We start from the raw sequence: 25,949 nt of genomic DNA on the forward strand, positions 1-25,949 counted from the left end.
GGGATCCAGTGTTTTTAGGGCAGATCTCCTGGATCCCACGGACAATCCCGCGAACAAGTCGTGGGGGCGGGACGTTGGGATAGAGCTGGACTGGCTTTTCAGATATATATGTGTAGAAGATTCAGCTGTACCTGACCAGGCAATAGCTAACGACTCCGTTTAGGTATGAACTGCTCTATCTCTGTCTTGCAAGCATTGCAATACATCATAAAAACTCAGTTCACATGCTTTTAATAAAACAAACAAATGGAAAACCAAGTCCGCACATTCATTAACTAGTTCTTCGCGGTTATTATTCACTGCAGCAATTACTGTTTCAATGGCTTCTTCACCTACTTTTTGAGCACATCGAGAGAGTCCAGATTCGAATAATTGTGCGGTATAACTGTTTTCATTTTTTGAGTTTGCACGTTCATTAATCAGTTCAATCAATTCATGAATAAAACCAAGATTTGTATGATGCTGAGGTTGAAAGCAACTCGTGTATCCTAAATGGCAAGCAGGCCCTTTAGGCAAAACCTGAATTAAAAGGCTGTCACTATCGCAATCCACACTGATATGTTGTACGGACATGCTGTTACCAGAACTTTCTCCTTTACGCCATAAACGCTTTCGACTGCGGCTGTAGAGATTCAATTGACCAGTAGTCAATGTGGCAATCAATGCCTCTTGGTTCATATAACCTAACATAAGAACATTACCATTTTCAGCATTTTGGATGATGGCTGGTAATAAACCATTCATTTTTTTCCAATCTAAAGAATTAATTTCCATATGAATCATAATCGTACCTCAATTTTTTGTTTTTTAAGCGCTAATTTAATTTCGTGTATCGTCAAAATTTTGTCATGAAAAATGCTGGCAGCTAACGCTCCATCTACTCGAGACTTAAGAAATACTTTAGTAAAGTCATCCAGTGATCCGGCGCCTCCTGATGCAATTAATGGTACCTGACATAAAGGCCGTACCTGTTTTAATTGATATAAGTCATATCCTCTGCGTACACCGTCTGATTGCATACAGTTTAGTACAATTTCTCCTGCACCTCTGTCTTGTACTTCTCTGATCCATTCTCTTGTTTTGCGTCTGGAGTTAAGGATTTTTTTTTCATCTCCGGTGTATTGATAGACATAATAATCATTATCTATCCATTGACTATCAATTCCTATTACAACACATTGGCTCCCAAAACTCCGACTTAGTTCATTAATCAAGTCAGGGTTTTCTAATGCCGGGCTATTAATGGATATTTTATCGGCTCCAGAGTTTAGTACCGATTTTGCCTGATTAAGTGAGCGAATTCCACCTGCTACAGTAAAAGGAATATTAATTGTTTCTGCAACTTGATGGACCCAGTCTGGACAAACTGAGCGTTGTTCAGAACTTGCAGTAATATCATAAAATACTAACTCATCTGCACCCGCTGCAGAATAATCAGCAGCAAGTTCGAGAATGTCGCCAACAACACGATGATTACGAAATTTAATGCCTTTGACTACTTGATTATCGCGTACATCAAGACATGGAATAATGCGTTTGGTTAACATAACTTATACTCAATAATGTAGCCTGGGTGCAGCGCAGCGAAACCCGGGGATCTCATCTAACAAAAACCTGGGTTTCGCTGCGCTGCACCCAGGCTACGTAAACTACGATAACATTGCTTTCAGGTCAAAAGTACCTTGGTAAAGGGTTAATCCCAAAATCGCTGCAGTAACTCCCAAGGCATCCAATCGATTAATATCCTCTGTATTACGAATACCTCCTGAAGCTTGCCATTCAATTTGAGGAAAACGTTCTGTTGCTTCTTTATAAAGCTCAAAATTTGGTCCTTGCATCATTCCATCACAGGCAATATCAGTACAAAGTACTTGTTTAACTCCTAATTGCAGATAATAAGACGTAACATCCCACAAATTATTATTTGTCGTTGTTTGCCAACCATGAATGGCAGAGATGGGGATTCTATTTTTCATGCGAATATCTAAAGCCAGGATAATGTGTTGTGGACTGATTTCCTTAATAATGAGTGCGGTCAGTTTGGGATTGGTAATGGCAATACTTCCTAAAACCAGATTGGATATTCCAGCTGAAGAGCATAATAGGGCTTGTTCTAAAGAGCGAATTCCTCCACCTGCTTGTACGATAATTCCTGTATTTTGCATGGCACAAATTAAAGGCAACTGTTGCATCGCTCCTGTTTGCGCCCCATCCAAATCAACAACATGCAGACGCTTTGCCCCCAATTCGGCAAAATAAGCAGCACGTTCTACTGGCGGGGTATCGAATTGAGTGACATGATCAAATTGTCCCTGTCGTAAACGTACACAACGACCTGCTTGAATGTCAATTGCAGGGATAAGGATCATAGGAGCCTCCATATTTTAAGTCAGTTAACAACTTCTTTGGCAATTCCCCTTTATAGTAGAATTGCCGAAGAATTCTAATGGTTACAAAAATTGTTTAACAAAGTCATTCCGGTTTCAGCAGATTTTTCCGGATGAAATTGCATACCCCAAATGTTATTTTTTTGAATTATTGCTGTGAATGGTTCATTGTATTCACAATGGGCTAAAGCATACTGGCTTTCACCTAGTGCATAACTATGAACAAAATAAACATAATCGTGCTCCCTTAATCCTTGTTGCAAGAACGTTTCTGTGCACCACTGCAATTGGTTCCAGCCCATGTGAGGCACTGGATAACCTTCTTGCTGGCGTAAACGCTGGGCTTTTCCAGGAAGCATACCAAGACAACGAACATCACCTTCTTCGCTATGTTCAAGCAATAGTTGCATGCCAAGACAAATACCCAACAGGGGTTGTTCTAGCGAAGTAATGACATCGATCAACTCATATTGGCGCAGCGCATTCATACCATAAGCTGCAGTACCTACTCCTGGTATAATCACATGGCTTGCTTTTTTAATTTCTTTTGCATCGTGTGTTAATTGATAATTAAAACCCAGTCTTTTTAATGCATTAACTAAAGAGGTTAAATTGGTGCCGCTAACATCAATGATGGCAATCATAATACCCCCTTGGTTGATGGTAGAATAGTGTTTGTTTTCATACAGGCTTGGCCTAGCGCCCGTCCTAACGATTTGAAGCAGGCTTCAATCATGTGATGATGATTTTGGCCTTTTACTTCAATATGAATGGTTGCGCCAAGGGAGGAGGCGAAGGAATTAAAGAAATGGGGTACCATTTCGGTTGCCAGACCTCCAACAAACTCTCGAGTAAATTGACCTTTAAAATTGCAAAAACCTCTACCACTAATATCTATGGCTATCGATGCTAAAGATTCATCCATAGGTAAAGTAAAGCCATAGCGGTTAATCCCCCATTTATCGCCCAGTGCCTTTTTTAGCCCTTCACCCAAAGCGATTGCGGTATCTTCAATTAAATGATGATCATCAACTTCTATATCACCGGTGGCATATAATTCAAGATTGAATCCGCCATGTTTAGCTACTTGCTCCAGCATATGGTTAAAAAATGGCAATGGTGTGTTTATGGAACTGCTCTGGTCAGTATCCAAAATCAGAGTTAACTTTATGTCTGTCTCTTTTGTCTTTCTTTGGACTATTGCCGTTCGTTTTTGGTTCAGTATTGTTTGGGTAATTTGCTCCCATCCATGCTCTTTGGAGACAGGCAAAAATTTGATCCCCAGATTATCAGCAAATTGTCGGTCAGTTTCTCTATCCCCAATGACCCAGGTACATGAATTATTGAGTGCTCTTTCTTTGAGGAATTGATCCACCAAGCCCGTGCTAGGTTTTCGGCACAAACAATTGTCTTCGGGCATGTGGGGACAAATAAAAATCTCATCAAAAAATATTCCTTGTGATGAGAAAATATCTAGGATAAATTCATGACAAATCATAAAATCATCTTCAGGAAAAGCAGAGGTACCTATACCGTTTTGATTGCTTACCATAACAAAGCGAAAGCCCTCCTTTTGCAATTGCAGTAGGGCGGGAATAACATGAGGTGTGAGCTTAATTTTATCTAAAGAATCTACTTGAAAATCAAAAGGTTCTTCAATTAAGGTTCCGTCACGGTCAATAAATAAGATTTTTTGCATTTTTAATATCCTGAAACATTATTTTGAAAAGACGATAAAGCACGTAGCAAAAGTTGATTTTGTGCCTCATCACCTACGGTAATTCGTAAATGATCATGCAATGACGAGTTAGGTGAAAAACTTTTGATGACTATGCCTTGGTCAGCAAGCCAAGAAACCAATTCAACCGTATATTTGGTTTTCACAAGAATGAAGTTTGTTTCAGTCGAATAGACTTTTTTGATAACAGGGCATAATTGCAATTTCTTTATTAACCTTGCTCGAGATTTTTTAATTGTATTGATTGCCTGTAAAAACCATTCATTTTTTTCTAATGCACGTAGTGCTAAATCAATCACTACGCTGGAAAGAGGAAAAGGTGGCATAATTTTATTCAAGGCCTGAATTACATGTGCTTGAGCTAAAATAATTCCTAAACGAAGGTTGGCTAAGCCATAGGCTTTGGACAGAGTACGTAAAACAATTAAATTATCGAATTGAGAAATGAGACATGTTGCACTTTGGGTTTGAGCAAATTCGATATAAGCTTCATCAACAACGATAACAGAACGATTTTTATATTCATTACAAAGTGTTGCAATAAAGTTGAGATCGATTAAGTTCCCTGTAGGATTATTGGGGTTACACAAAAAAATGAGCTTACAGTTGTTTTGCCAAGCATTACGAATGTCGTGTAGAGAAAGTTGGAAATTATTTTGAGCATCTAAAGGACATTCAATAAGTTGTGCGTGTTGTAAATAGATATAGAAAGAATACATAGAAAAAGTAGGTGGAAATTGCATGCATGCGTCTTGCCCTGCACTGAGAAATAAACGTGTGATTAAATCAATTCCATCATCAGATCCACGAGTGAGTACAATTTGCTTCGCTTCAACTTGATAGTATTTCGCCAATTGTTCTTGCAGTTGGTCCTGCAGATATTTTTCTGGATAAAAATTTAAACTGATATTCGTACTTAATGCAGACCAAGGAAGTTCGTTCGCATGTAATCGATGTCTCATGGGTACACTACCAACACTGTAAGGTTGATTGTCTAATAATTCAGGGCGTATTAAATTAAGTACTGACATTTAAAGCTCCAGTGAGTTCAACCTAATTGCTACAGCTTGTGCATGAGCATCCAATCCTTCAATTTGAGCCAAAGTAATTGCTGCAGGCCCTAAAGCTTTAATTCCTTCTTTGCTAATTGATTGAACATTAAAGTGAGTAAGAAAATCGAGCGTACTAAGGCCGCTATGATTTTTGGCAAAACCATGGGTTGGCAGAACATGGTTTGATCCAGTTACATAATCACCAAGTGTTTCAGCTGCCCAGGAACCAAGAAATACGGTACCTACGGCGTGTATCTCATCAATCCAAGAGTCTGCGTCTTCGCGGTTTATAATCAAATGCTCAGGAGCATAGGAGTTAATCATATGTAGTTGCTCTTTTTTCTCAGCGCATACAATAATCAAGCTGTTTGCCAGTGATTGTTTGATTATTTGTGTTCTTGATAGAGTATTAAATTGTGCATACAGTTGTTGGTTTACTTGTTCTGCGATGTGCAGTGAATCGCAAACCAGAATGACTTGAGAGTCAGCCCCATGCTCCGCCTGCGCCAGTAAATCTGCAGCGATAAATGCTGGATTTGCATGATTATCAGCAATGATCATGACTTCGGACGGTCCAGCGGGCATATCAATTGCTGCGCCATAAGGATCTGAGGCAACGAGGTTTTTGGCTTCAGTAACATAACTGTTGCCTGGTCCAAAAATTTTGTCTACCTTAGTAACTGTTTCAGTTCCATAAGCCATAGCTGCGATTGCTTGCGCTCCTCCAAGTGCATAAATGGTGTCAATGCCGCATAATCTTGCTGCAACTAATAAATGTTCGTTAATTGAACCTGATGCATCAGGAGGAGTACAAAATATTTTTATAGGACATCCAGCGACACGGGCAGGGATGGCTTGCATTAATAATGAAGAAATAAGGGGAGTCTTATTGCCGCCTGGTACATACAAACCAACTCGTTGAATGGGTCTGTAGGTGCTGTGAATAGTTACGCCATTGGCTGTACCTATATTTTTATTTTCTGGTAAAAGAGCTTGGTGATAGGTCGTTATGGTTTTGACTGCTGCAGTAATGGCAGCAAGAGACTGTTTACTAATGCATGCCTTTTCAATTCTTTGTTTAGGGATTTGCAGATTGTTCAAACGAGCCCCATCAAATTGCTCTGTAAATGTAAATAATGCTTGATCTCCGATAGTTCGTACCTGTTTGATGATCTCTTGTACCTTGCTTTTTACTGAAGATGTTTGCATGGGACGCGTCAGGCAAATTTTTTTTTCAGCTTGGGAGAGGGATTGCCAATTTTTAATCGATAACATCATACTACTCCAACATTTTTTCTATAGGTAAAACCAATATAGAGCTGGCTCCTAGGGTTTGAATGGTTTCTAAAGTGTTCCAAAACACACGCTCACTGGAGACAACATGCACCGCTACTTTATTCATATTGCCGGGTAAAGGGAGAATTGTAGGTGACTCAGCTCCAGGCAATTTTTCTGCAATTGCATCAAGAGCTGATTTCGGAGCATGAAAAACAATGTATTTTCTTTCCTGCGCTTGTTGTACTGACTGAATTCTTCGTGCAAGCATGGCAAATAAGTCCTGAAACATGTATGAAAAGCTCTGATCGCTTTGGATTAATACAGCTTGACTGAAAAGCACAGTATCAACTTCATAGAGTTTGTTGTCTTCCAAAGTTTGACCACTTGAAACGAGGTCACAAATTGCATCCGCCATACCCATTCGTGGGGCAACTTCAATTGAGCCGGATAATATAAGACTTTCTGCGCATATTTTTTTGTCACGTAAATATTGGTTTAGCAAATTAGGATAACTGGTCGCAATTCGTTTGCCATCCAAGCTTCCTGGCCCTTGATAATCTGTGGCCTCAGGAATGGCTATGGATAAACGACAAGTGCAAGTGCCTAATGCTGCTGTTGTTTTGTATAATTTTTGTGGATTGGCAAGAGAGGCTTCCAGCAAGACATTTTCACCAACGATTCCACCATCGCATAAGCCATCGAATACTAAGGTAGGTATGTCATCATCGCGGACAAAAAGTAAATCAATAGGAAAGTTATCAACATGAGTAAGTAAGCTATTCGGTTTAATGCGAAATTTCAAACCACATTGCTGCAAAAGTCTTAAAGATTCTTCAGATAGGCGTCCCTTCTTTTGTAAGGCCAAACGTAAACGATTTTTCACGACAACTCCAATCTCTTTGCGATTAGCTCATAACCGCCTGTACCAAAACTTAAACAACGTGCTACACGAGTTATTGTGGTCACGCTGACCCCTGTTTGTTCATGAATGGTGCGATAGGGGATACCTTGCCGCAATAAAGGAACAACTTGCCAACGATCTGCCATCGCTTCGAGTTCTGCTGGGGTGCATAAATCGATAAAAAATTGCAATGCTTCTTCTTTATTCTCAAGCAAACTAATGGCATGCATTAAATCAGGCAGAGCAGAATGTTTTACTGTGGTATGTGTTTTCATATTAATGTATTAGCGTAATATAACATTAACTCAATAATACTGACTATTTTTAATGCTGTCAATAAAATGTGTGAACAATAAAAGTGAATAAAACTAGGTAGGGTGCTTTATGCGCGTATCCAGAGATCTTGCTTTTTAAAAAGAGCTCTGCAGTACATTAAAACATTGTTCTGGATATTCCGCATAAAACGGGTAGGTAGAAGGGTTATGAGAGTTTATTATTTGACAAGAAACTACTTTAAGTTTGTCTCTGAGAGACTCCCAAAAATTTAAATAGGAAAATACGTTTCTACAACCTACAGTAATGTCTAAAAAGTTGTCATCCCTGCGCAGGCAGGGAGCCATTTACACTGTGAAAATTTAACTTGATTGAATCAAATAATTTTAGTTGGGACTATTTGATAGATGGCGCCCCTGCCTGCGGCTGGGGGCCAGCTTTTTTATATGGAATTAACAACCATACACTGCTTGGTATGCTTCAAGTTTTTTTACTTGCTCGTTTTGATTTGTACTTTTTAAGTAATCGATTAAATCAAATAAAGTAATAATTGAATATACATTAATGCCTTGCGCTTTAATTTCAGCCAATGCTGATTCCTGAGTTAATCCTTGCTCACAGCGATCTAGAGCGATAATAACTCCGGTCAATTGACCACCATTTTCCTTAATTAAAATCTGCGACTCCCTAAAAGCGGTGCCTGCAGTAATCACATCATCAATGACAATTGTTTTTCCGGTTAAGGGTGCACCAATTAATTGGCCTCCTTCGCCATGATTTTTTACTTCTTTACGATTAAAAGTAACAGTGGTTTCTTGTCCTAATTCAGCCAAGGCAATAGCTGTTGCTGTAGCAAGAGGCAACCCTTTATAAGCTGGGCCAAATAAGTGGTCGAATTCGGCATGGTGCTCAAGTAATGTTTTGGCATAAAATTGGCCCAATTGCCGTAAAGCATTGCCTTGATAAAATAATCCTGCGTTAAAAAAATAGGGGCTGGTGCGGCCAGATTTTAAAGTAAACTCACCAAATTTTAAAACTTGGCAATCAAGTGCTAATTTTATAAAAGCTGATTTCATCTGATTCATTATGTATTTCCAATAGAAAAAAAAATTATAAAGATATCGATTTTTTTAAAAAATCCTTAACAATCAATAAAAAACTGCTATGCTAATCTATATGTAAGGAATTATTTCTTGCATAAGTGTATGTTTATAATTACTCAGCGCTTTAATAGTAAAGATTTTTGTGCTGAAAATAAACATCTGTAATAGTTGGATAGTAAAGCTTAAGACAAAGGGGATAGCTAATGTCGCAAAGAGAAACGGGCCATGTAAAGTGGTTCAATGAGAAAAAAGGATTTGGATTTATCATTAATGAAAATGGTGATGATATTTTTGTTCATTATAAAGATATCCAAGGTGTTGGATTTAAAACCCTTCACGAGAATGATCCAGTATCCTTTGTGCTTGATAAAGGGCCTAAAGGACTAAAAGCACAAGACGTTACAATTATTACTGAATAAGTAAGGTAACGAATCAATATATTCTCAGCTATCGCTGCGTGTTAAGTTTAGCCTGGGCGAGGTTTTGCCATAACCCGGGTTACTTTTCATGCAATGGACTTTTGGTTATGGTTGCAATCTAGATTTGTTTCCGTAAGCTCTTTACTGAGCTCGAGAAATTTTAAATCATAGGGATGTAACAATTAATCAATGTTCTTTTTTGTCTAAAATATTCCAAAAGAAAAACGTATTAAAGCCTCTTGAATTCTTCTAAAATATCTTCATATATCTTCTTCTTGTTTATTTATTTTTACTTTAAGAGGTGGGGTATGAAGAACTTATCTATGTATCAGGTAGATGCATTTGCATCTGCTCTTTTTGAAGGTAATCCTGCAGCAGTCTGCCCTTTAGAACATTGGTTAACTGATAAAGAAATGCAATATATTGCTACTGAAAACAATTTATCTGAAACCGCTTTTTTTGTTCCTGAAGGAGATGGATTTTATATAAGATGGTTCACCCCAAATGAAGAGGTGGCTTTATGTGGTCATGCAACGCTTGCGAGTGCGTATGTTATTTTTGAAAAATTAGGATTTAAGGATAAAAAAATAAAATTTAACTCCAAAAGCGGGGCGCTTATTGTTTACAAAAATGAGAATGGTTTAATGATGGATTTTCCAGAGTTATCTTATCACCCAATTGAATTATCACCCGAGTTGCAACAATTAAATTTGAAAAAACCTCTGAAAGTCTTTAAAAGTCAGTTTGATTTAATGTTTGTTTATGAGGATGAAAACGATGTGCGTACAGCAGATCCAGATTTAGATGCTGTAGCACGGTTGGAATATAGAGGCCTGATCTTGACTGCTCCCGGTAAAAATACTGATGTTTATTCACGATGTTTTTATCCAGGGTGCAATGTTCCAGAGGATCCAGTAACTGGTTCGGCTCATTGTGTGATTGCACCATACTGGTGTGAACAATTAGGTAAATCACGCATTGATGCGATACAAGGAGGAACCCGTCAGGGCAAATTGCAATGTGAGGTAAAAGAAGGACGAGTTTTTCTTTATGGAATGAGTCATCTTTATTTAGAAGGCACCATTTACTTGCCATAAACTTTTTTTAATAATTAACCTGTCAATTCTTTGGCGAAATATTAGGATTTTAGAAATAGTTGGATTCATCATGATACCCTGCATTTAATTTATTAGATGACATTATTCATGGTTCTATTTATCATGAGTGGTATTTAGTATGATCGCATCAGAAAAGGAGTATCTTATGACTATCTATATGTTTCCTGGACAAGGATCTCAGATAAAAGGAATGGGAATTGAATTATTTTCGCGTTTCCCTGAGGAGATAAAACAAGCTGATGAGATTTTAGGATATTCCATTAAAGAATTATGCTTAGATGATCCAAAACAGCAATTGAGTAATACCGAGTATACGCAACCTGCATTATACGTTATTGAAACACTTTCTTTTTTAGCAAGAGCGGCAGAAGAACCTCCACCGCAATATCTCATAGGACATAGTTTAGGAGAGTATGCTGCTTTATTTGCAGCAGGTGCTTTTGATTTTGTTACAGGGTTAAAGCTTGTGCAAAAGCGTGGTGAGTTGATGGCTCAAGCAAGTGGGGGGGGGATGCTGGCAGTAATTAATTTACCTGAAGAACGTATTAAATTTTTACTGAGAGCCAATGGGTTGGATTCTATAGATTTTGCCAATTTTAATTCACCGAAACAAATTGTTCTTTCTGGGCTCGCTGCAGATATTGCCAAAGCGAATGAGTTACTTGCCAATGAAGCGCTGATGTGCGTCCCCTTAAAAGTCAGTGGTGCATTTCATTCCCGTTATATGCAAGCAGCTGCTAATGAGTTTGCAAAATTTATGGCTCCCTTTGAATTCTCCCCACTTAAGGCTAAGGTAATTGCCAATGTGACTGCAGAGCTTTATAGCGACAACATGATTAAGGAAAATTTAGTAAAGCAAATTTCTCATCCTGTGCGGTGGACAGAAACGATTCGTTATTTAAAAAATAAAGGGGAAACAGTTTTTATAGAAGTAGGACCAGGAAATGTGCTGACTCGCTTAGTAACGCAAATCTAATTATTTCGAACAGAGAGATGAAACAGAGAGATGAGTCTCAAATTTTTAAAACGCTTACTGACTATGGTGTACTGTACCCATGCCTGATGGGGTCAAGATTTTTCACCTTCCCACTTACCGCGCTTTATGCCTAGGTGAGCCCCATAAATTTATAAAATTTCAGTCAGTGGAAACGTCCGGTCATCCCTGCGCAGGCAGGGATCTATCTATCAAAATAGTTATAGTTCATAACTCAAATGAATCTACTGAGGATTGTTTCCTTTAATTAAGTTAATTTTCTATTGCTTTTTGAGGGATGGAATATCCTATTAAGGCTTAGGATGTACATTGCAAATGGCTCCCTGCCTGCGCATGGATGACAGAATATGGAGCTCACTCAGGCATAAAGCGTGGCAGAAGGGATGGTTTATCGATATGTAGCGTGAAAAATTGGAGTCCTCCGGTATAAAGCACAACAGGTAGGAATAAAATTTTATAAGAGAATTTTCTCTGACTTGGACATAAATAACCCCTTTTCTTTTTAAAGAAAATCTTATAAGTCATTACATCCAAAAGAAAAATATCATCTACACTTAAATAGTGATTCAATTTACAGAGGGTGCACTATGACAATTCGACTGAAACATGAGCATGGAAAGTTAGAAGAAATAGAACTTTTTCAGTTACAACACCACTTGGCGCTTCCCCACCTTAAGAAATATTTACAATCAAAGGGTGCAAAGCAATGTAAATCAATAAAAAGAATTAGGGTTGATCATTCGAGTTTGGATGACAAAGATTATCACGCATTACATGATATCCTTAAATTATCATCAAAAGTTAATGAAATTTCATTTTACTCAAATCATATTGATACCGAGCAAGTTACTTATTTATTTGAATCTTTACCCAGAAAAAAATTGAATAAAATCAAATTGGTAGATAATTGGATAGGGGAAAAAATTCCTTCTGATTTTTTCTCTTTTTTACAAAAGAAAAAATTGAAGGTTTTGGATTTATCATTAAATTGGTTGCGTGATGCCGGAGTGCAGCATTTGTTAGAAGCAATAGAAGCGAATACTGAACTAAACGAGTTGGTATTAAGCTGTAATGATTTTGGTTTAGACGGAATGAAGGCATTGCATCATTTTGTGGCGAAGCATTCAACATTAAAAATTTTAGATATATCCTATAATAATTTGGATGAAAAATGTGCCAAAGAAATTGCCGCCATGATCACTGAATCAAAATCCTTGACCCATCTTAATCTTAGAAGTAATAAAATAGGCGATGGTGGCGCCGAGCTTATTGCACAAGCATTAAAATCAAATAAAAATTTAAAATACGTCGATTTATCAGATAATAAAATTTCAGAAACGGGCTTGTCTCAACTCGTACGTGAGGCAGTGGCTCATGATAAACTTGCAGGATTGATTTTAAAGCATAATCATATTCTTCCTCCAACATTAAAATCCAATCAATCAGACTTACACGTTTTTTATTGATAGCAAGTGCAGAATTATATAGCCGTTCAGTGTAGTATTCATCTTTTAGTGAATACATGCGAACGGTTATATTAATCAATGGAGTCTTGCCAATGGGCACAGGTGCTTTTTGCCTTTTAAAAGAACGTAGATTTTTGCCTTTTTTTCTTACTCAATTTTTTGGTGCTTTCAACGATAATGCATTCAAATTAGCGATGCTCACCTTGATTAGTTACCACTTAACACATGACCAAGCTCAATCTGAATTCTACCAAGCGATAGCAGGTGCTTTGTTTATAATGCCCTTTTTTCTCCTTTCAGCGACTGCTGGACAATTAGCAGATAAATACGATAAAGCATTAATGACCCGACTGATTAAAATATTAGAATTATTTTTAATGATTATTGGTAGTTTTGCCCTATATTGGGGCAATATTTTTCTGATGATGCTTACTTTAACGGGTTTAGGAGTGCATTCAACTTTTTTTGGACCAATAAAATATGCCATTTTACCTGATCATTTACCTAAAAAAGATTTACTTGGTGCAACAGGTTTGATCGATGGGAGTACTTTTATCGCTATTTTGCTAGGAACTACCATGGGTTCTTTATCCATTGGAATGAACAATCCCAAGCCTTATTTGGCGGTTTTTTTAACAGTGATTATTGCTCTTGCTGGTTTAACTTCAAGTCTATTTATCCCAAGAGCCCCTTCTATCTCCGAAAAGATAAAAGTTGATATTCAGATTTGGCGAGTGACATATAAGATGTTGACGCAAGTTACCGAACATTTCGGTATTTTTTTATCTATTTTGATTTTATCTTGGTTTTGGTTGTTAGGAACAGTAGTCCTGACAAAACTACCTGATTATACCAACTATGTTTTAGGAGCAAATAATACGGTTTTTGCATTATTTCTTGCCTTGTTTTCCGTAGGAATTGCATGCGGTTCAGTGATAGTGAATTTTATTTTTCAAGGGCGGATTAGTTTGCCTATGGTTCCTTGGGCTATGTTTGCTTTTTCCTGCTTTACCATGGATTTATATTGGGCTACCCCTTTGACAGAGCAAGGTTCACTACTTACTTTAAATACCTTTTTTACACAGTTTACCCATTGGCGTATTGCTTTTGATTTATTTATGTTAGCTTTTAGCTCAGGTTTATTTGTAGTTCCGTTGTATACCTATTTACAGATTGCCAGTCCCCCTCACTCTAGAGCCAGGATTATTGCGACCAATAATATTTATAACGCCCTATTCATGGTTATAGGGACATTTATGGTTATTGGCTTATTACACTTTAGTGCTGCAATCCCGAAAATTTTTTTAATTTTGAGTTTATTAAACGCTGTTGTTGCATTGCTGGCCAAGATCAATTTAAAGAAGGTGGTTTTGCCAGAAAAATAATAGAGTAGGGTGTAGTTTCCGTGAAGCGCAGCGGAACTGGGGAGCGGCAATAATACTGCATTCCCGGGTTCCGCTGCGCTTCACCCAGGCTACAATGTCCACATAAAGTTACGCTAACCAATCGCGTGGTGGAAGAAAATCGGTATAAAGTTTTGCTTCTGCACTATGTGCATCAGGTTGCCAATTGTATTCCCAGGTGACTTCAGGTGGTAAGGACATTAAAATTGATTCTGTTCTGCCATTTGATTGTAAGCCAAATAAGGTTCCACGATCATATACCAGATTGAATTCTACATAGCGTCCTCTTCGATAATGTTGAAATGCTTTTTCTCTTTCCCCAAAAGGATGTGACTTGCGACGCAATACTATTGGAGCATAAGCTTCAATATAGTGGTCGCCTATGCTTTGCATCAGAGCGAAACTGTGATCAAAACTTATTTCATTATAATCGTCAAAAAATAAGCCACCAATTCCACGTGCCTCATTGCGATGCTTGATAAAAAAATAATCATCACACCATTGTTTGAATTTAGGGTAGATCTCTTGGCCAAAAGGTTGGCAGGCACGCAGGGCGGTTTGATGCCAATGAGTGCAATCTTCTTCAAATCCATAATAGGGCGTTAAGTCAAATCCTCCACCAAACCACCAAACTGGTTCAGCCCCATCTTTTTCCGCAAGAAAAAAGCGAACATTAGCATGCGAGGTAGGTACATAGGGATTATCAGGATGAATGACTAACGATACACCGAGTGCATTAAAATTTCTGCCTGCTAATTCGGGGCGGTGTGCGCTTGCTGAAGCAGGAAGATGAGCTCCAGATACATGAGAAAAATTGACACCTGCTTTTGCAAAAACTGAACCTTGCGTTAAAACACGAGTAATTCCGCCGCCACCCGCAGGACGTTTCCAGGCATCTTCAATAAATTGAGCTTGGTCATCAAGTAGTTCAAGTCTCGAACAAATTTTATTTTGTAATTCTAAGAGGTAGGTTTTTACTTGTTCAATCGCGTTTTCTGGAAGAGTATGATTTTTTGACATGTGGTTGAGCTCCCCAATTTATAACCCGCTTATTTTCTCACTTATTCGAAATTGGCACAATGTTTGCTTTTCTTGTTGTACATACTTTAAGGGGGGAAATATGGCGTTAGATCTGGATTCATATTTTGGAATACATGCTAAAGCTTTAGTAGCTCGTGATCAAAGGGCATCACAATTAGCGAACAACTTAGCCAATGTCAACACACCCAATTATAAAGCTCAAGATATCGATTTCAACGAATTTTTAGCGGCAAGTATGGCTGGTGGTGCACAAAAAATGGAGGTTACGTCGCCTAATCATATTAATACAAACGCTGATTTTTCTGCGAATTTGAAATATCGAGTGACGTCGCAAATGTCTTTAGACGGAAACACAGTGGATAAAGATTTGGAAACCACAGAATTTGCACGCAATTCCCTTAACTACCAAGCCAGCCTGAGTTTTCTTGATGGTAAAATCAAATCCATGATGCTGGCGCTAAAAGGAGAATAAGAATGACATTAAGTGCAATTTTTAATATTGCGGGCTCAGCATTGACCGCTGAAACAGCGCGTTTGACCACTAGCGCCGAGAACATGAGTAATGCTAATGTAGAGTCAGGGAGTGCTGATGAGACGTACAAAGCAAAGTATCCGATATTCAAAGCAGTGCAGGCACAGGCAAACCAATGGATGGGGGAGCAAGCATCAGGAGGGGTTCAGCTTAAAGGAACTTATGAGAGTACCTTAGAGCCTCGAAAGCGTTATGCACCTGATAACCCTTTAGCAGATAAGGATGGGTTTGTTTATACACCGAATGTGAACTATGTTGAACAAATGGCAAACGTGATTTCTGCTTCTAGATCATATCAAATGGATGTTGAATTGCTTAATACAACAAAACAACTATTGTTACGGACTTTAAAGTTGGGTGAATAAGGGAGAACAGTGAATGTCGACAAATTCAGTTAATGGAACTAACGCGTCTAACCCATCATTTAATAATCAAATTGACCCTACGACGAAGAACAGTTTGGGACAACAGGACTTTCTACGTTTAATGGTTGCTCAAATCCAAAATCAGGATCCGATGCAACCGCAAGTAAACGGTGAGTTTTTATCGCAATTAGCACAGTTTAGTACTAATGATGGGGTTACCAAAATGCAAGAATCGTTACAACAAATGGCAACTTCTCTGCAATCAAATCAGGCTCTGCAAGCTTCGGCTTTAGTGGGTCGTAAGGTTCTGGTTAATAGCCAGACCCTTCAACTGGGTACTGAGGGTGATGCAAAAGCAGCAGTTGATATTCCACCAGGTCTAAGTAATTTAAGTGCATCAATTTATTCAGAATCTGGTGAGCTAATAAAAACGATTCCATTAGGCCAGCCTGCTCCCGGATTTTTTCAATTTAGTTGGGATGGTACCGGCGGTGACAATAATCGCATGAAAGAGGGTAAATATAAAATTGAGGTGCATGCTGTTTATGGAGGGAAAGAAGTATCATTAAAAACAATGACCTCTGCCAATGTTGATAGTGTAAGCCTTGGTCAAAATGGAGAAGGCTTAAAATTGAATGTAGCAGGGATTGGACCAATATCATTGGATCAGGTAAGACAAATATCAGTTTAAAAGCAGGAGGCTAAAATGATTTTTGACGCAGCACTAAGTGGACTTCAAGCAGCAACAAGTAATTTGGATGTTATAGGTAATAATATTGCGAACTCTTCGACTGTAGGGTTTAAGGGCTCTCGTGCCAATTTTGGTGATATTTATGCTTTTGGTGGTTACGGCAGCTTTGGCGCAGGCAGTACTTCTATAGGTAGTGGGGTGATGCTGACTCAAGTTCAGCAATCATTCGCATCTGGAAATTTATCCAGTAGTACAAACAGCCTGGATCTTGCAGTGAATGGTTCTGGTTTTTTTATTTTAAATAATTCAGATGGCGGGGCGGTGTATACACGCGCGGGCCAGTTTAATTTGGATAACCAAAATTATATTACCAATGCGAATGGGCAATATCTTACGGGACTCCTTTCTGATGGCAATGGAAATATTACAGGAACCTCCGGAAAATTACAGATAAATACAGAAAATATAAGTCCGCAGGCAAGTACCACAGTGACGACTGGCGTCAATTTGAATTCACAAAGTACTCCTCCTGCCATCGATTGGACAGGTGGAGCTGCGCCACTTAGCAGCTCTTATAATAATCCAACATCATTAACTATTTACGATAGCCTAGGAAATTCGCATGTGCTTAGCATGTATTTTATCAAAGCAGATTCTGCTGCAGCAGCAGGGCAACCTAATGCGTCAACTCCTCCAGGCACAGAGAATCAATGGTATGTTGCTTTTCAAATTGATAACCAAAATGTTCCTGCGAATGTTGGAACAGATAATACAACGAATCTGTTCGAAGTGAATTTTAATTCGGATGGATCCTTTGTCGGGGTTGCTAGTCCAGGAGGGGCTGCTATAGGTAATAATCTAATTCCGCTGTCACTTAATTTGAACAATGGTGCTAATCCTTTAAACTTAAATATTGATTTATCAAACAGCACACAGTTTGGTAGCCCCTTTGGCGTTCAATCTACTTCCTCAAATGGTTATACAACAGGAAGTCTGGCCAGCCTGAGTATTGATGATAGCGGACTTATTTTGGGAATTTATACCAATGGCCAGTCTATGGCTATGGGACAAATTCAATTAGCTAATTTTGCTGATCCTACAGGCCTACAAAATATGGGAAATGTTTGTTGGGCTGAAACTTCTGCTTCAGGACAACCTTTAATTGGTACTGCTGCTTCCGGAGGGTTTGGTGCCATTAAATCAGGTATGTTGGAGCAATCTAATGTTGATTTAACCAGTGAATTAGTTGATTTGATTAGTGCGCAACGCGACTTTCAAGCCAATGCTCAGTCAATTCGTGCTGGTGATGCAATCACCCAAACAATTATTAATATGCGTTAGGAGGTAACTTATGGATCCTATCTTGTATAATGCTGCTAGTGGAGGACAGATTGGCTTTAAACGTCAGGAGATAATCGCCAATAATTTGGCGAATGTGAGTACTCCAGGTTTTAAAGCGGATATGTATCAAGCACAAACTATGTATGCAAATACAGATGGATCCGGCAAAGGGCCATCCTTTTCGATACAAAACCCGAGTGCAGTTGATTTGAGCCCTGGCGAGATTATGACAACAGGGCGTAATCTCGATCTAGCAATTGAGGGTAATGGATGGTTTGCAGTAAGCAATAGTCAAGGCAAAGAGGCTTATACTAAAGCTGGAAACTTACGTTTGGATATTAATGGCTTATTAACAACCGGTTCTGGGCATCCGGTTTTGGGTAATGGCGGCCCAATTTCGATTCCCCCTGCCCAATCAGTCAACATAGGAGCCGATGGCACAATTACAGTGGTTCCACTGGGTGGTGATCCTAAAAGCGCGGCCATATTGGATAGAATTAAGTTAGTTACGTTGGATAAAAATAATATTGTTAAAAATTCAGAAGGTTTATTCCAATTAAAGAATGGGGGTACTCCGGCTGCTGCTGATGGGAGCGTTAAGGTTAGAAGCGGGGCCATCGAAGGTTCTAATGTGAATGCTATTGATCAGATGGTCGAAATGATCACCTCAGGACGTGAATATGATGCACATATGAAGCTGATATCTACTATCGAAGACAATTTCCAAAAACTGGCACAAGTATTGCAAGAATGATAACCAATTTAATTGAAGAATAAGAATAATTGCGGGGGGATCTCCATGGAACCAGCATTATGGGTAAGTAAATCAGGCTTGGAAGCACAAGAAAAAAATATCGCTACGATTGCTAATAATTTAGCAAACGTTAATACAACTGGATTTAAAAAAGATAGAGCAATCTTTCAGGATTTACTTTATCAGAATTCAAGCCAGGCTGGGGCCCAATCTTCAGAGAACTCTTTAATTCCAACGGGAATAAATTCAGGTGCAGGTGTCCATTTAGCTGCTACAGAAAAAATATTTGAACAGGGAAGTGTACAAAATACACGCAATCCTTATGATTTAATGATCCAGGGGCAAGGATTTTTTACGATTTTAATGCCTGATGGTACCCAAGCTTATACGCGTGATGGTACTTTTACAGTAGATAATACAGGCCAGCTTGTTGATATTAATGGGTATCCATTGCAACCTGCAATAAATATTCCTACTCAAACTTTAGGAGTAACAATTAGTACTGATGGAGTAGTGAGTGCTACTGTGGTTGGAAGCAATACGCCAACTGTACTCGGAACCATCCAACTCGCTAATTTCACGAACCCGACAGGGCTTCAACCTATAGGACAAAACCTTTTTATAGAAACTGCGTCGAGTGGTGCTGCCACATTGAATAATCCAGGAAATTCAGGTGTAGGGACTTTGTTGCAAGGCTCTTTGGAAGCATCGAATGTGAATGTGGTTGAAGAGTTAGTCAATATGATTCAAGCACAAAGAAGCTATGAAATTACCGCAAAGAGCATCCAGACAGTGGATAACATGTTGCAATACTTGAATCAAACTGTTTAAGAAGATTTCATTAATGAAATTATTTAATTTGCTTGTTATAAGCTCAGTTGTCATGCTTATGAGTGGGTGCGAACTTTTAAATCCTCCCCAGCGTGGAAAGGATCCTGAGTTTGCACCTACATATCCTACAACGCCTGATCCAAAGGAGTTGAGGAAAGAGTCTGGAGCTATTTATAGCGCTGAAACGGCATTGCCTCTTTTTGAAACACCAAGAGCTAGGCACGCAGGTGATATCATTACCGTATTTTTGGTTGAAAGTACCAATGCATCAAAAAATGCAACACTACAACAGATGAAAACAGACACAAACGTAGTCAAAAACAAACTCTTTTTGGGACGGCCAATATCCTTTGGTAGCGGTTACAGTATGGATTTTGACTTGAACAATCAGCGACAGTTCAATGGTTCTGCACAGGCAGTACAGAATAATAAGTTAGCGGGAAGCATTTCCGTTACTGTGGCTCAAGTGTTGGCCAATGGAAACATGGTAGTTCAGGGTGAAAAATGGGTTAAAATCGACCAGGGGGAAGAATATGTACGCGTATCCGGTATTATTCGTCCTCAGGATGTTCGGGCTGATAATTCCATCACTTCGGATCGTCTGGCTAATGCTCGTATTGCCTATGGCGGCACAGGACAAGTGAATAACACGAATGCTCAGGGATGGCTAGCGCGAATTATGTGGGGACCATTATTCCCAACATAACCTAACCTGTATCTAAATAAAGGTAAATATGATTTAAAATGGAGTATCTACCTGACTATTGCTGCGTTTTATCATTAGAAAGGGATTTGTATTATAAGAATGCTTAATTAAGGAATTGTAATGCGGCGATTGCTGATAATTACATGGATGTTTGCAATAAACTTGATATCAAATCATGTTTATGCCGAACGCATTAAAGACATTGCTACTTTGGCTGGTGTTCGCACGAACCAGTTGGTTGGTTATGGTTTGGTTGTTGGTTTAAATGGTACTGGAGATAAAAACGGAACTCGATATACCGAAGATACTTTTGCAAACATGCTCACTCAGTTAGGTGTTAACATACAACCAGGAACCAAGCTTAATTCAAAAAATATGGCTGCGGTTATGGTGACAGCGAGTTTATCTTCTTTTATGAAAAAGGGTCAGGCCATGGATGTCAATATTTCGTCGATTGGCGACTCAAAAAGTTTATTAGGCGGCACTTTGTTAATGACTCCATTAAAAGGAGCGGACGGACGAGTTTATGCAATAGCACAGGGAAATGTGATTGTATCTGGTGTAAGTGCTGCGGGAAGTGATGGTACAAGCGTTACGGTAAATGTTCCTAGTGGAGGACGGATTCCGAACGGTGCAACCATTGAGGCAGACATACCTAATCCTTTTTATTTTACGAAAGATTTGACCTTTAACTTACATACCCCTGATTTTACAACCGCGAAGCGCATGAGTGATGCCATTAATGAAATGATGGGGCCAGGAACCGCCAGAGCATTGGATGCCGCTTCCGTTGTTGTTACTGCACCTAAAAAAATGGCACAACGTGTGGATTATGTTTCAGTGTTGGAAAATATAGAATTTAAACCCGCCGAGGCAATGGCTAAAATTATTATTAACGCTCGTACTGGAACAGTAGTTATTTCCTCGAATGTCATTGTTAAATCTGCTGCGGTATCGCATGGCAATTTAGTGGTTAGTGTGACTGAGACTCCGGTGATAAGCCAACCTAATGCCTTTGCAAATGGACGAACCGTTTCAACACAGCAGTCACAAGTGTCGATTGACCAAAAAAATAATCATGCTTTTGTCTTGCCGCGTGGTGTGACATTAAAAGATATTGTTCGAGGTATTAATGCGGTTGGCGCAACTCCAGCTGATGTGATTGCTATTCTTGAAGCATTACAACAAGCGGGTGCATTAAATGCCACACTAATTGTAATATAGGTGTGTATTTTGAGTATCATCGATTAAGATAAAGGATTAATATGAGCGTACATGGAATTGCAACGAGTGATTTTAATGCATTAAATGAACTAAAAGTTCAAGCTCAAAATAATGCAAAAGAAGCGCTGCCTGATGCTGCGAAGCAATTTGAAGGAATATTTTTGCAATCTATGTTGAAAAGTATGCGTATGGGGCAACACTTTCTTGATGAGTCTAGCCCTTTTAGAGGTAAAGATCGGGAAACTTTTCAGGATATGTTAGATGCTCAATATGCCAGTACTATTGCAAATTCCAAGAGTATTGGATTGGCTGACATGCTTGTAAAACAAATGGAGCGTAATCTGCCTACTGCAGATCAACCAGAAAAGAGTACACCTGCTAAGGCGGAGATTCCTTCTTCTTTGCCTGCTATTCCAGTTAAAGCAGCAAAACAGGATATACCAGCAACTACCACAATTGATGAGTTCGTCAAATTAATTTGGCCTCAGGCCAAACAAGCTGCGTCACTTATTGGTTTGGATCCTAAAATTTTAATGGCGCAGGCTGCATTGGAAACAGGATGGGGAAAATTTGTCACTAAGGATATTGATGGGAGCAGTAGCAATAATTTGTTCAATATCAAGTCAGGTAGTAATAATAGGCTTGACTCTGTAGATGTAAAAACAACTGAATATATTGCCGATACTCCAATTAAAGTCAATGCATCGTTCAGAAAGTATTCATCAATTGAACATAGCTTTAATGATTATATTTCTTTAATCAAAGGCAGTGAGCGATATCAAAATGCTTTAGCCAGTACTGGAAACCCAGAGCTTTATGTCAATGAGTTACATAAAGCAGGATATGCCACTGATCCTGAGTATGGTACAAAAATTCTATCAATTTATCATGGTGAAGAATTAAACCAGGCAATTCAACGTTGTGAATTATTAGAGCAAGTTTGATGGACATTTGAATATTAGGTCAGGGAGTGAGTAACTATGTCAATACTAAGTATTGCTTATTCGGGAATGAATGCTTTTCAAAATGCATTGAGTGTTACTGGAAATAATATTGCAAATATCAAAACTCGGGGTTATTCAAGACAAAGTATTCAATTTACTGCCACTCCATCACGAAAGTTTGCGGGCTCTTTTATTGGTACCGGAGTAGCAGTTAATAATGTTTCCCGTAACGTGGATCAATTTGCTAATGCTCAAGTGAGAAGCACTCTAAGCATTAAATCTCAATACGATACTTTTTACCAGCAAGCCTTACAAATTAATAAGTTGCTTTCTCAGGATGGCAGCAGCCTTTCCTCGTCTTTGCAATCTTTTTTTGATTCGTTAGGCCAACTCAATAATGCACCAGACAATGTTGCGTCGCGAAATGTGGTTATGAGTCAAAGTCAATTATTAGCGAGTCAATTTTTATTCTTACAGCAAAATCTCGATCAATATCAAGAAAACTCCACAGCACAGATAAAGGAAATAGCAAATAAAATTAATCAATTAACATCAGATCTTGCTGCTGTGAACGGACAAATAATGAACTCCCCTAATTCCCCTGAATTGCTGGATCAACGGGATGAATTACTCAAGCAACTGTCTGAATACTCCGATTTAACTGTTGTGGAACAAGGTAATGGGATGGTAAATGTGGGAATTGGCAGTGGTCAAATGTTGGTGATTGGAGCAACGCAACGTGCTTTATCTGTGAGTTATGATCAATTAACAGCACAAGGGACTCATATTTCATTGGATACAGGTGCAGGACAAACAGATATTACTAATCAACTAGCAAGCGGAACATTAGGCGGTTTACTCGATTATGAAAGAAATATTTTATCTAAAACCAGTCAAATAATAGGCCAAATGGCGATTGGTTTAGCACAAACATTCAATGCTCAAAATTGTTTGGGTATGGATTTGAACAATCAATTAGGACAGAATATTTTTACTGATTATAACAGCCAAGCGTTGCAATTGAATCGCTCGATTGAAGCAGCAACAAATACAGGGTCTGGAGTATTGTCTGTAAATATTTCTGATATTTCACAAACCAAAATAACGGATTACCAATTAGTTGTTACCAATGCAGGGGCAAATCAGGTAACACTTATTCGTGACTCTGATGGTTCTGCGGTAACTTTAAATTGGAGTAGCAATCCACCAGCTCCTCCTGCAGGACAAATTGTAGTTGATGGGATGACGATTACTGTAGATAACATAGCTAATTTGGCAAATAATGATTCTTTTACAATTATGCCTACACGTGGAGCAGCTTCGAATTTTGCCCTATTGATGAGCGATCCGCGTCAATTGGCACTTGCATCACCGGTGCAAACCAGTGCTTCTCTAAACAATACAGGGCAAGGAAAAATTGATTTGGGGCCTGTTTTAAATACTACTGAGGTTACAAAACAATATACTATTGATTTTATTTCCCCAACTCAATTCAATTTGATTAACGTCACTGATGGTATTACAACTGGCCCAATTACGTTTGTTCCTAATACAGACAATGTGATTCAGATTCCGGATAATATCAATCCTTCTTATTCTATTACTTTATCTGGCGCCCCAAATACAGGCGATCAGTTTACAGCCCAGTACAACCAAGGGGGATATGGTGATAATCGCAATGGGTTGCTTCTAGCTGGAATTCAACAACAAGATATTTTTTCTAGCGGTACAGAAACGCTTTTTGACGTTTATTCTGATTTACTGTCTGATTCAGGCAGCCTAACTAACGAAGCCAAAAATCGCAGTGATGCATTTCAGGTTTTATATAAACAATCTGTGGATTATCAGGAAAGTATCAGTGGAGTTAACCTCGATGAGGAAGCGGAAAATTTATTACAATTCAAGCAAGCATATGAAGCTGCAGGAAAGCTAATGGAAATAGCCAATCAAATGATGGAAATACTTTTTCAAATAATGAGGTGATAAATGCGTATTTCAACAAATCAAATTTATCAGAACAGTTTGAGCAGTTTATTACTCAAGCAAGAGCGAGTAGCGAAACTGCAAGAACAACTAAACGAAAATTTTTTAAAGGTACGTTATTCATCTGATGATCCTATCGCTTTTGCGCAGATAGAACTAATGAATCAGCGTATAAGTACCACAGAGCTTCTTCAAAAAAATCGTGAAAGTGCTGATAGTGCGCTGAGTATGGAGGAGTCCATTTTAAATGACTGCACCACCAGTATGCAGCGCTTGCGGGAAATTCAGGTTAAAGCTGGGAATGCAACATTGTCTGAACAGGATCGTAAGGCATTAGCAATCGAGGCGAATATCATTTTGAATGAGTTGCTTGATTTTGCCAATACAAAAGATATTAATGGTGATTATATGTTTAGTGGCGGGCAAACTTCCACAGTACCTTTTTCAATTAACTCCTTGGGGCAATATGTATACAATGGGGACAGTACACAGCGTTTTCAGCTCGTTGCAAGTAGTTTGCAAATGGCTGTTAATGATCCGGGTGATGCTCTTTTTATGCGAATACCCAATGGAAATGGCAGTTTTACCATCAAACAAACAAATACCCCAAATACTGGAACTGCATCATTAGATACGGGTTCGGTAACTACTCCATCAGCCTATGTGCCTGATAATTATACCATGAGTTTTGCATTAAATTCACAGGGACAGTTGGTCGTTATGGTCAGTGGCGCAGTAAGCGGGAATGTAATTCCTCCTACAGGATTACCCGATGATGCTCCTTTATACGAAGAGGGGATGAGTGTTAGTTTTAATGGTATGGAAATGAAAGTTTCAGGAATGCCAAATCCTGGTGATGCCTTTTCAATTACTCCTTCTCAAAATGAATCGGTTTTTGCAACGATTCAGAATATGATTAATAATTTGAATCAACCTTATTCAAGTGCTGCAGAAAAAGCAGCAGCAACTACTGTTAATAATCAAATATTGGCCCAAATAGATAGTGCTTTAACCACTATTTTGGATGCTCGTGCCAACCTGGGAGCTCGCTTAAATCAGTTAGAACATGCTGAAACAGCAAACTCAGATTTAATTGAACAAAGCAAAATTATTTTAAAGAGGTTACAAGAAGTTGACCCATTAGCTGCTGCAACTGAATTCAAGCAGGAGTTGTATAATTTAGAAGTTGCACAGCAAAGTTTTGTACTGATTCAGGGATTATCTGTTTTTAATTTCATTTAATTTTTAGAGGTACGTTGATTAATGAATTCCTCCTACGTGGTGTGACTTGTTTACGGGGCACGTAGAGAGGGTAAACGCTAAATTTTGACCAGACAACGGCTGTTTTGCCTACGTACTGCGCTTTATGCCTGTACGATCCCCACAAAATTCAAAGAAAGACTGT

The 25,949-nt window shown here is 38.7% G+C and carries 27 protein-coding genes; 16 read left to right on the forward strand and 11 right to left on the reverse strand.

What is annotated here, in order from left to right; genetic code table 11:
• Positions 1 to 159: 159 nt before the first annotated feature.
• The 10 genes from hisIE to pyrE form a co-directional block, all read right to left on the reverse strand.
• Positions 160 to 783, reverse strand: coding sequence for a bifunctional phosphoribosyl-AMP cyclohydrolase/phosphoribosyl-ATP diphosphatase HisIE (hisIE, locus tag A8O27_RS11550; RefSeq protein WP_058458842.1), 624 nt, complete (start codon positions 781 to 783; stop codon positions 160 to 162).
• The gene (gene hisF, locus A8O27_RS11555) at positions 780 to 1,547 is read right to left on the reverse strand and encodes an imidazole glycerol phosphate synthase subunit HisF (RefSeq protein WP_058458841.1); all 768 of its coding nucleotides are present in this window, start codon (positions 1,545 to 1,547) and stop codon (positions 780 to 782) included. The genes hisIE and hisF overlap by 4 nt, the downstream gene beginning before the upstream one ends.
• 102 nt (positions 1,548 to 1,649) lie before the next feature.
• The gene (locus A8O27_RS11560; RefSeq protein WP_058458840.1) at positions 1,650 to 2,369 is read right to left on the reverse strand and encodes a 1-(5-phosphoribosyl)-5-[(5-phosphoribosylamino)methylideneamino] imidazole-4-carboxamide isomerase; all 720 of its coding nucleotides are present in this window, start codon (positions 2,367 to 2,369) and stop codon (positions 1,650 to 1,652) included.
• A 74-nt stretch (positions 2,370 to 2,443) separates the two neighbouring features.
• Positions 2,444 to 3,031: an imidazole glycerol phosphate synthase subunit HisH gene (gene hisH, locus A8O27_RS11565; RefSeq protein WP_058458839.1), complete on the reverse strand. Its 588-nt coding sequence runs from the start codon at positions 3,029 to 3,031 to the stop codon at positions 2,444 to 2,446.
• Positions 3,028 to 4,086 (reverse strand): bifunctional histidinol-phosphatase/imidazoleglycerol-phosphate dehydratase HisB, encoded by a 1,059-nt coding sequence (hisB, locus tag A8O27_RS11570; protein ID WP_058458838.1) that lies wholly within the window; start codon positions 4,084 to 4,086, stop codon positions 3,028 to 3,030. The genes hisH and hisB overlap by 4 nt, the downstream gene beginning before the upstream one ends.
• Positions 4,087 to 4,088: 2 nt before the next feature.
• On the reverse strand, positions 4,089 to 5,156 hold the full coding sequence (gene hisC / locus A8O27_RS11575; protein WP_058458837.1) for a histidinol-phosphate transaminase: 1,068 nt from the start codon (positions 5,154 to 5,156) through the stop codon (positions 4,089 to 4,091).
• Entirely contained in the window at positions 5,157 to 6,452 is a 1,296-nt protein-coding gene (hisD, locus tag A8O27_RS11580; RefSeq protein WP_058458901.1) for a histidinol dehydrogenase, read from the reverse strand.
• A 4-nt stretch (positions 6,453 to 6,456) separates the two neighbouring features.
• The gene (gene hisG / locus A8O27_RS11585; RefSeq protein WP_058458836.1) at positions 6,457 to 7,338 is read right to left on the reverse strand and encodes an ATP phosphoribosyltransferase; all 882 of its coding nucleotides are present in this window, start codon (positions 7,336 to 7,338) and stop codon (positions 6,457 to 6,459) included.
• Positions 7,335 to 7,631, reverse strand: a complete 297-nt coding sequence (locus tag A8O27_RS11590) for a YerC/YecD family TrpR-related protein (protein ID WP_058458835.1) — start codon at positions 7,629 to 7,631, stop codon at positions 7,335 to 7,337. Before A8O27_RS11590 ends, hisG begins: the two co-directional genes overlap by 4 nt.
• A gap of 450 nt (positions 7,632 to 8,081) precedes the next feature.
• Positions 8,082 to 8,714: an orotate phosphoribosyltransferase gene (gene pyrE / locus A8O27_RS11595; protein ID WP_058458834.1), complete on the reverse strand. Its 633-nt coding sequence runs from the start codon at positions 8,712 to 8,714 to the stop codon at positions 8,082 to 8,084.
• 221 nt (positions 8,715 to 8,935) lie between these two features.
• On the opposite strand from pyrE, the gene A8O27_RS11600 reads away from it, so the two are divergent.
• From A8O27_RS11600 to A8O27_RS11620, 5 genes are all read left to right on the forward strand, one after another.
• The gene (locus tag A8O27_RS11600) at positions 8,936 to 9,151 is read left to right on the forward strand and encodes a cold-shock protein (protein ID WP_003631957.1); all 216 of its coding nucleotides are present in this window, start codon (positions 8,936 to 8,938) and stop codon (positions 9,149 to 9,151) included.
• A 308-nt stretch (positions 9,152 to 9,459) separates the two neighbouring features.
• Positions 9,460 to 10,248: a PhzF family protein gene (locus tag A8O27_RS11605; RefSeq protein ID WP_058458833.1), complete on the forward strand. Its 789-nt coding sequence runs from the start codon at positions 9,460 to 9,462 to the stop codon at positions 10,246 to 10,248.
• A gap of 166 nt (positions 10,249 to 10,414) precedes the next feature.
• A complete protein-coding gene (gene fabD, locus A8O27_RS11610; RefSeq protein WP_058458832.1) occupies positions 10,415 to 11,245 on the forward strand; it encodes an ACP S-malonyltransferase in 831 nt (276 codons plus the stop codon).
• Between the two features lie 605 nt (positions 11,246 to 11,850).
• The gene (locus tag A8O27_RS11615; RefSeq protein ID WP_058458831.1) at positions 11,851 to 12,729 is read left to right on the forward strand and encodes a leucine-rich repeat domain-containing protein; all 879 of its coding nucleotides are present in this window, start codon (positions 11,851 to 11,853) and stop codon (positions 12,727 to 12,729) included.
• A gap of 92 nt (positions 12,730 to 12,821) precedes the next feature.
• On the forward strand, positions 12,822 to 14,114 hold the full coding sequence (locus A8O27_RS11620) for an MFS transporter (RefSeq protein ID WP_058458830.1): 1,293 nt from the start codon (positions 12,822 to 12,824) through the stop codon (positions 14,112 to 14,114).
• Between the two features lie 108 nt (positions 14,115 to 14,222).
• On the opposite strand, the gene hemF is transcribed toward A8O27_RS11620, so the two are convergent.
• Positions 14,223 to 15,152, reverse strand: a complete 930-nt coding sequence (hemF, locus tag A8O27_RS11625) for an oxygen-dependent coproporphyrinogen oxidase (RefSeq protein WP_058458829.1) — start codon at positions 15,150 to 15,152, stop codon at positions 14,223 to 14,225.
• Between the two features lie 100 nt (positions 15,153 to 15,252).
• Here hemF and flgB point away from each other — a divergent pair, with 100 nt between their 5' ends.
• The 11 genes from flgB (at position 15,253) to flgL (ending at position 25,786) form a co-directional block, all read left to right on the forward strand.
• Complete coding sequence (gene flgB / locus A8O27_RS11630; protein ID WP_058458828.1) at positions 15,253 to 15,645, forward strand: flagellar basal body rod protein FlgB; 393 nt, start codon at positions 15,253 to 15,255, stop codon at positions 15,643 to 15,645.
• A 2-nt stretch (positions 15,646 to 15,647) separates the two neighbouring features.
• Positions 15,648 to 16,070, forward strand: a complete 423-nt coding sequence (flgC, locus tag A8O27_RS11635; protein WP_058458827.1) for a flagellar basal body rod protein FlgC — start codon at positions 15,648 to 15,650, stop codon at positions 16,068 to 16,070.
• A gap of 13 nt (positions 16,071 to 16,083) precedes the next feature.
• Positions 16,084 to 16,761: a flagellar hook assembly protein FlgD gene (locus tag A8O27_RS11640; protein WP_058458826.1), complete on the forward strand. Its 678-nt coding sequence runs from the start codon at positions 16,084 to 16,086 to the stop codon at positions 16,759 to 16,761.
• A 15-nt stretch (positions 16,762 to 16,776) separates the two neighbouring features.
• Positions 16,777 to 18,102 (forward strand): flagellar hook protein FlgE, encoded by a 1,326-nt coding sequence (flgE, locus tag A8O27_RS11645; protein ID WP_058458825.1) that lies wholly within the window; start codon positions 16,777 to 16,779, stop codon positions 18,100 to 18,102.
• Between the two features lie 10 nt (positions 18,103 to 18,112).
• A complete protein-coding gene (gene flgF, locus A8O27_RS11650; RefSeq protein WP_058458824.1) occupies positions 18,113 to 18,856 on the forward strand; it encodes a flagellar basal-body rod protein FlgF in 744 nt (247 codons plus the stop codon).
• A 45-nt stretch (positions 18,857 to 18,901) separates the two neighbouring features.
• A complete protein-coding gene (flgG, locus tag A8O27_RS11655; RefSeq protein WP_058458823.1) occupies positions 18,902 to 19,687 on the forward strand; it encodes a flagellar basal-body rod protein FlgG in 786 nt (261 codons plus the stop codon).
• 13 nt (positions 19,688 to 19,700) lie between these two features.
• Positions 19,701 to 20,393: a flagellar basal body L-ring protein FlgH gene (locus A8O27_RS11660; RefSeq protein WP_058458822.1), complete on the forward strand. Its 693-nt coding sequence runs from the start codon at positions 19,701 to 19,703 to the stop codon at positions 20,391 to 20,393.
• A 120-nt stretch (positions 20,394 to 20,513) separates the two neighbouring features.
• Complete coding sequence (locus A8O27_RS11665) at positions 20,514 to 21,617, forward strand: flagellar basal body P-ring protein FlgI (protein WP_058458821.1); 1,104 nt, start codon at positions 20,514 to 20,516, stop codon at positions 21,615 to 21,617.
• A 41-nt stretch (positions 21,618 to 21,658) separates the two neighbouring features.
• A complete protein-coding gene (gene flgJ / locus A8O27_RS11670; RefSeq protein WP_058458820.1) occupies positions 21,659 to 22,561 on the forward strand; it encodes a flagellar assembly peptidoglycan hydrolase FlgJ in 903 nt (300 codons plus the stop codon).
• A gap of 36 nt (positions 22,562 to 22,597) precedes the next feature.
• Complete coding sequence (gene flgK, locus A8O27_RS11675) at positions 22,598 to 24,544, forward strand: flagellar hook-associated protein FlgK (RefSeq protein ID WP_058458819.1); 1,947 nt, start codon at positions 22,598 to 22,600, stop codon at positions 24,542 to 24,544.
• Between the two features lie 3 nt (positions 24,545 to 24,547).
• Positions 24,548 to 25,786, forward strand: coding sequence for a flagellar hook-associated protein FlgL (gene flgL, locus A8O27_RS11680; protein WP_058458818.1), 1,239 nt, complete (start codon positions 24,548 to 24,550; stop codon positions 25,784 to 25,786).
• Positions 25,787 to 25,949: the final 163 nt, after the last annotated feature.

Origin of the sequence: Legionella bozemanae (assembly GCF_001648595.1) — a bacterium.
Classification (GTDB): Bacteria; Pseudomonadota; Gammaproteobacteria; order Legionellales; family Legionellaceae; genus Legionella; species Legionella bozemanae.

Bases quoted from the DNA above. Each gene is read 5' to 3' on its own strand.
- hisIE (WP_058458842.1), bottom strand. From the start codon at position 783: ATGATTCATATGGAAATTAATTCTTTAGATTGGAAAAAAATGAATGGT.
- hisF (WP_058458841.1), bottom strand. From the start codon at position 1,547: ATGTTAACCAAACGCATTATTCCATGTCTTGATGTACGCGATAATCAA.
- A8O27_RS11560 (WP_058458840.1), bottom strand. From the start codon at position 2,369: ATGATCCTTATCCCTGCAATTGACATTCAAGCAGGTCGTTGTGTACGT.
- hisH (WP_058458839.1), bottom strand. From the start codon at position 3,031: ATGATTGCCATCATTGATGTTAGCGGCACCAATTTAACCTCTTTAGTT.
- hisB (WP_058458838.1), bottom strand. From the start codon at position 4,086: ATGCAAAAAATCTTATTTATTGACCGTGACGGAACCTTAATTGAAGAA.
- hisC (WP_058458837.1), bottom strand. From the start codon at position 5,156: ATGTCAGTACTTAATTTAATACGCCCTGAATTATTAGACAATCAACCT.
- hisD (WP_058458901.1), bottom strand. From the start codon at position 6,452: ATGTTATCGATTAAAAATTGGCAATCCCTCTCCCAAGCTGAAAAAAAA.
- A8O27_RS11590 (WP_058458835.1), bottom strand. From the start codon at position 7,631: ATGAAAACACATACCACAGTAAAACATTCTGCTCTGCCTGATTTAATG.
- pyrE (WP_058458834.1), bottom strand. From the start codon at position 8,714: ATGAATCAGATGAAATCAGCTTTTATAAAATTAGCACTTGATTGCCAA.
- A8O27_RS11600 (WP_003631957.1), top strand. From the start codon at position 8,936: ATGTCGCAAAGAGAAACGGGCCATGTAAAGTGGTTCAATGAGAAAAAA.
- A8O27_RS11605 (WP_058458833.1), top strand. From the start codon at position 9,460: ATGAAGAACTTATCTATGTATCAGGTAGATGCATTTGCATCTGCTCTT.
- fabD (WP_058458832.1), top strand. From the start codon at position 10,415: ATGACTATCTATATGTTTCCTGGACAAGGATCTCAGATAAAAGGAATG.
- A8O27_RS11615 (WP_058458831.1), top strand. From the start codon at position 11,851: ATGACAATTCGACTGAAACATGAGCATGGAAAGTTAGAAGAAATAGAA.
- A8O27_RS11620 (WP_058458830.1), top strand. From the start codon at position 12,822: ATGGGCACAGGTGCTTTTTGCCTTTTAAAAGAACGTAGATTTTTGCCT.
- hemF (WP_058458829.1), bottom strand. From the start codon at position 15,152: ATGTCAAAAAATCATACTCTTCCAGAAAACGCGATTGAACAAGTAAAA.
- flgB (WP_058458828.1), top strand. From the start codon at position 15,253: ATGGCGTTAGATCTGGATTCATATTTTGGAATACATGCTAAAGCTTTA.
- flgC (WP_058458827.1), top strand. From the start codon at position 15,648: ATGACATTAAGTGCAATTTTTAATATTGCGGGCTCAGCATTGACCGCT.
- A8O27_RS11640 (WP_058458826.1), top strand. From the start codon at position 16,084: ATGTCGACAAATTCAGTTAATGGAACTAACGCGTCTAACCCATCATTT.
- flgE (WP_058458825.1), top strand. From the start codon at position 16,777: ATGATTTTTGACGCAGCACTAAGTGGACTTCAAGCAGCAACAAGTAAT.
- flgF (WP_058458824.1), top strand. From the start codon at position 18,113: ATGGATCCTATCTTGTATAATGCTGCTAGTGGAGGACAGATTGGCTTT.
- flgG (WP_058458823.1), top strand. From the start codon at position 18,902: ATGGAACCAGCATTATGGGTAAGTAAATCAGGCTTGGAAGCACAAGAA.
- A8O27_RS11660 (WP_058458822.1), top strand. From the start codon at position 19,701: ATGAAATTATTTAATTTGCTTGTTATAAGCTCAGTTGTCATGCTTATG.
- A8O27_RS11665 (WP_058458821.1), top strand. From the start codon at position 20,514: ATGCGGCGATTGCTGATAATTACATGGATGTTTGCAATAAACTTGATA.
- flgJ (WP_058458820.1), top strand. From the start codon at position 21,659: ATGAGCGTACATGGAATTGCAACGAGTGATTTTAATGCATTAAATGAA.
- flgK (WP_058458819.1), top strand. From the start codon at position 22,598: ATGTCAATACTAAGTATTGCTTATTCGGGAATGAATGCTTTTCAAAAT.
- flgL (WP_058458818.1), top strand. From the start codon at position 24,548: ATGCGTATTTCAACAAATCAAATTTATCAGAACAGTTTGAGCAGTTTA.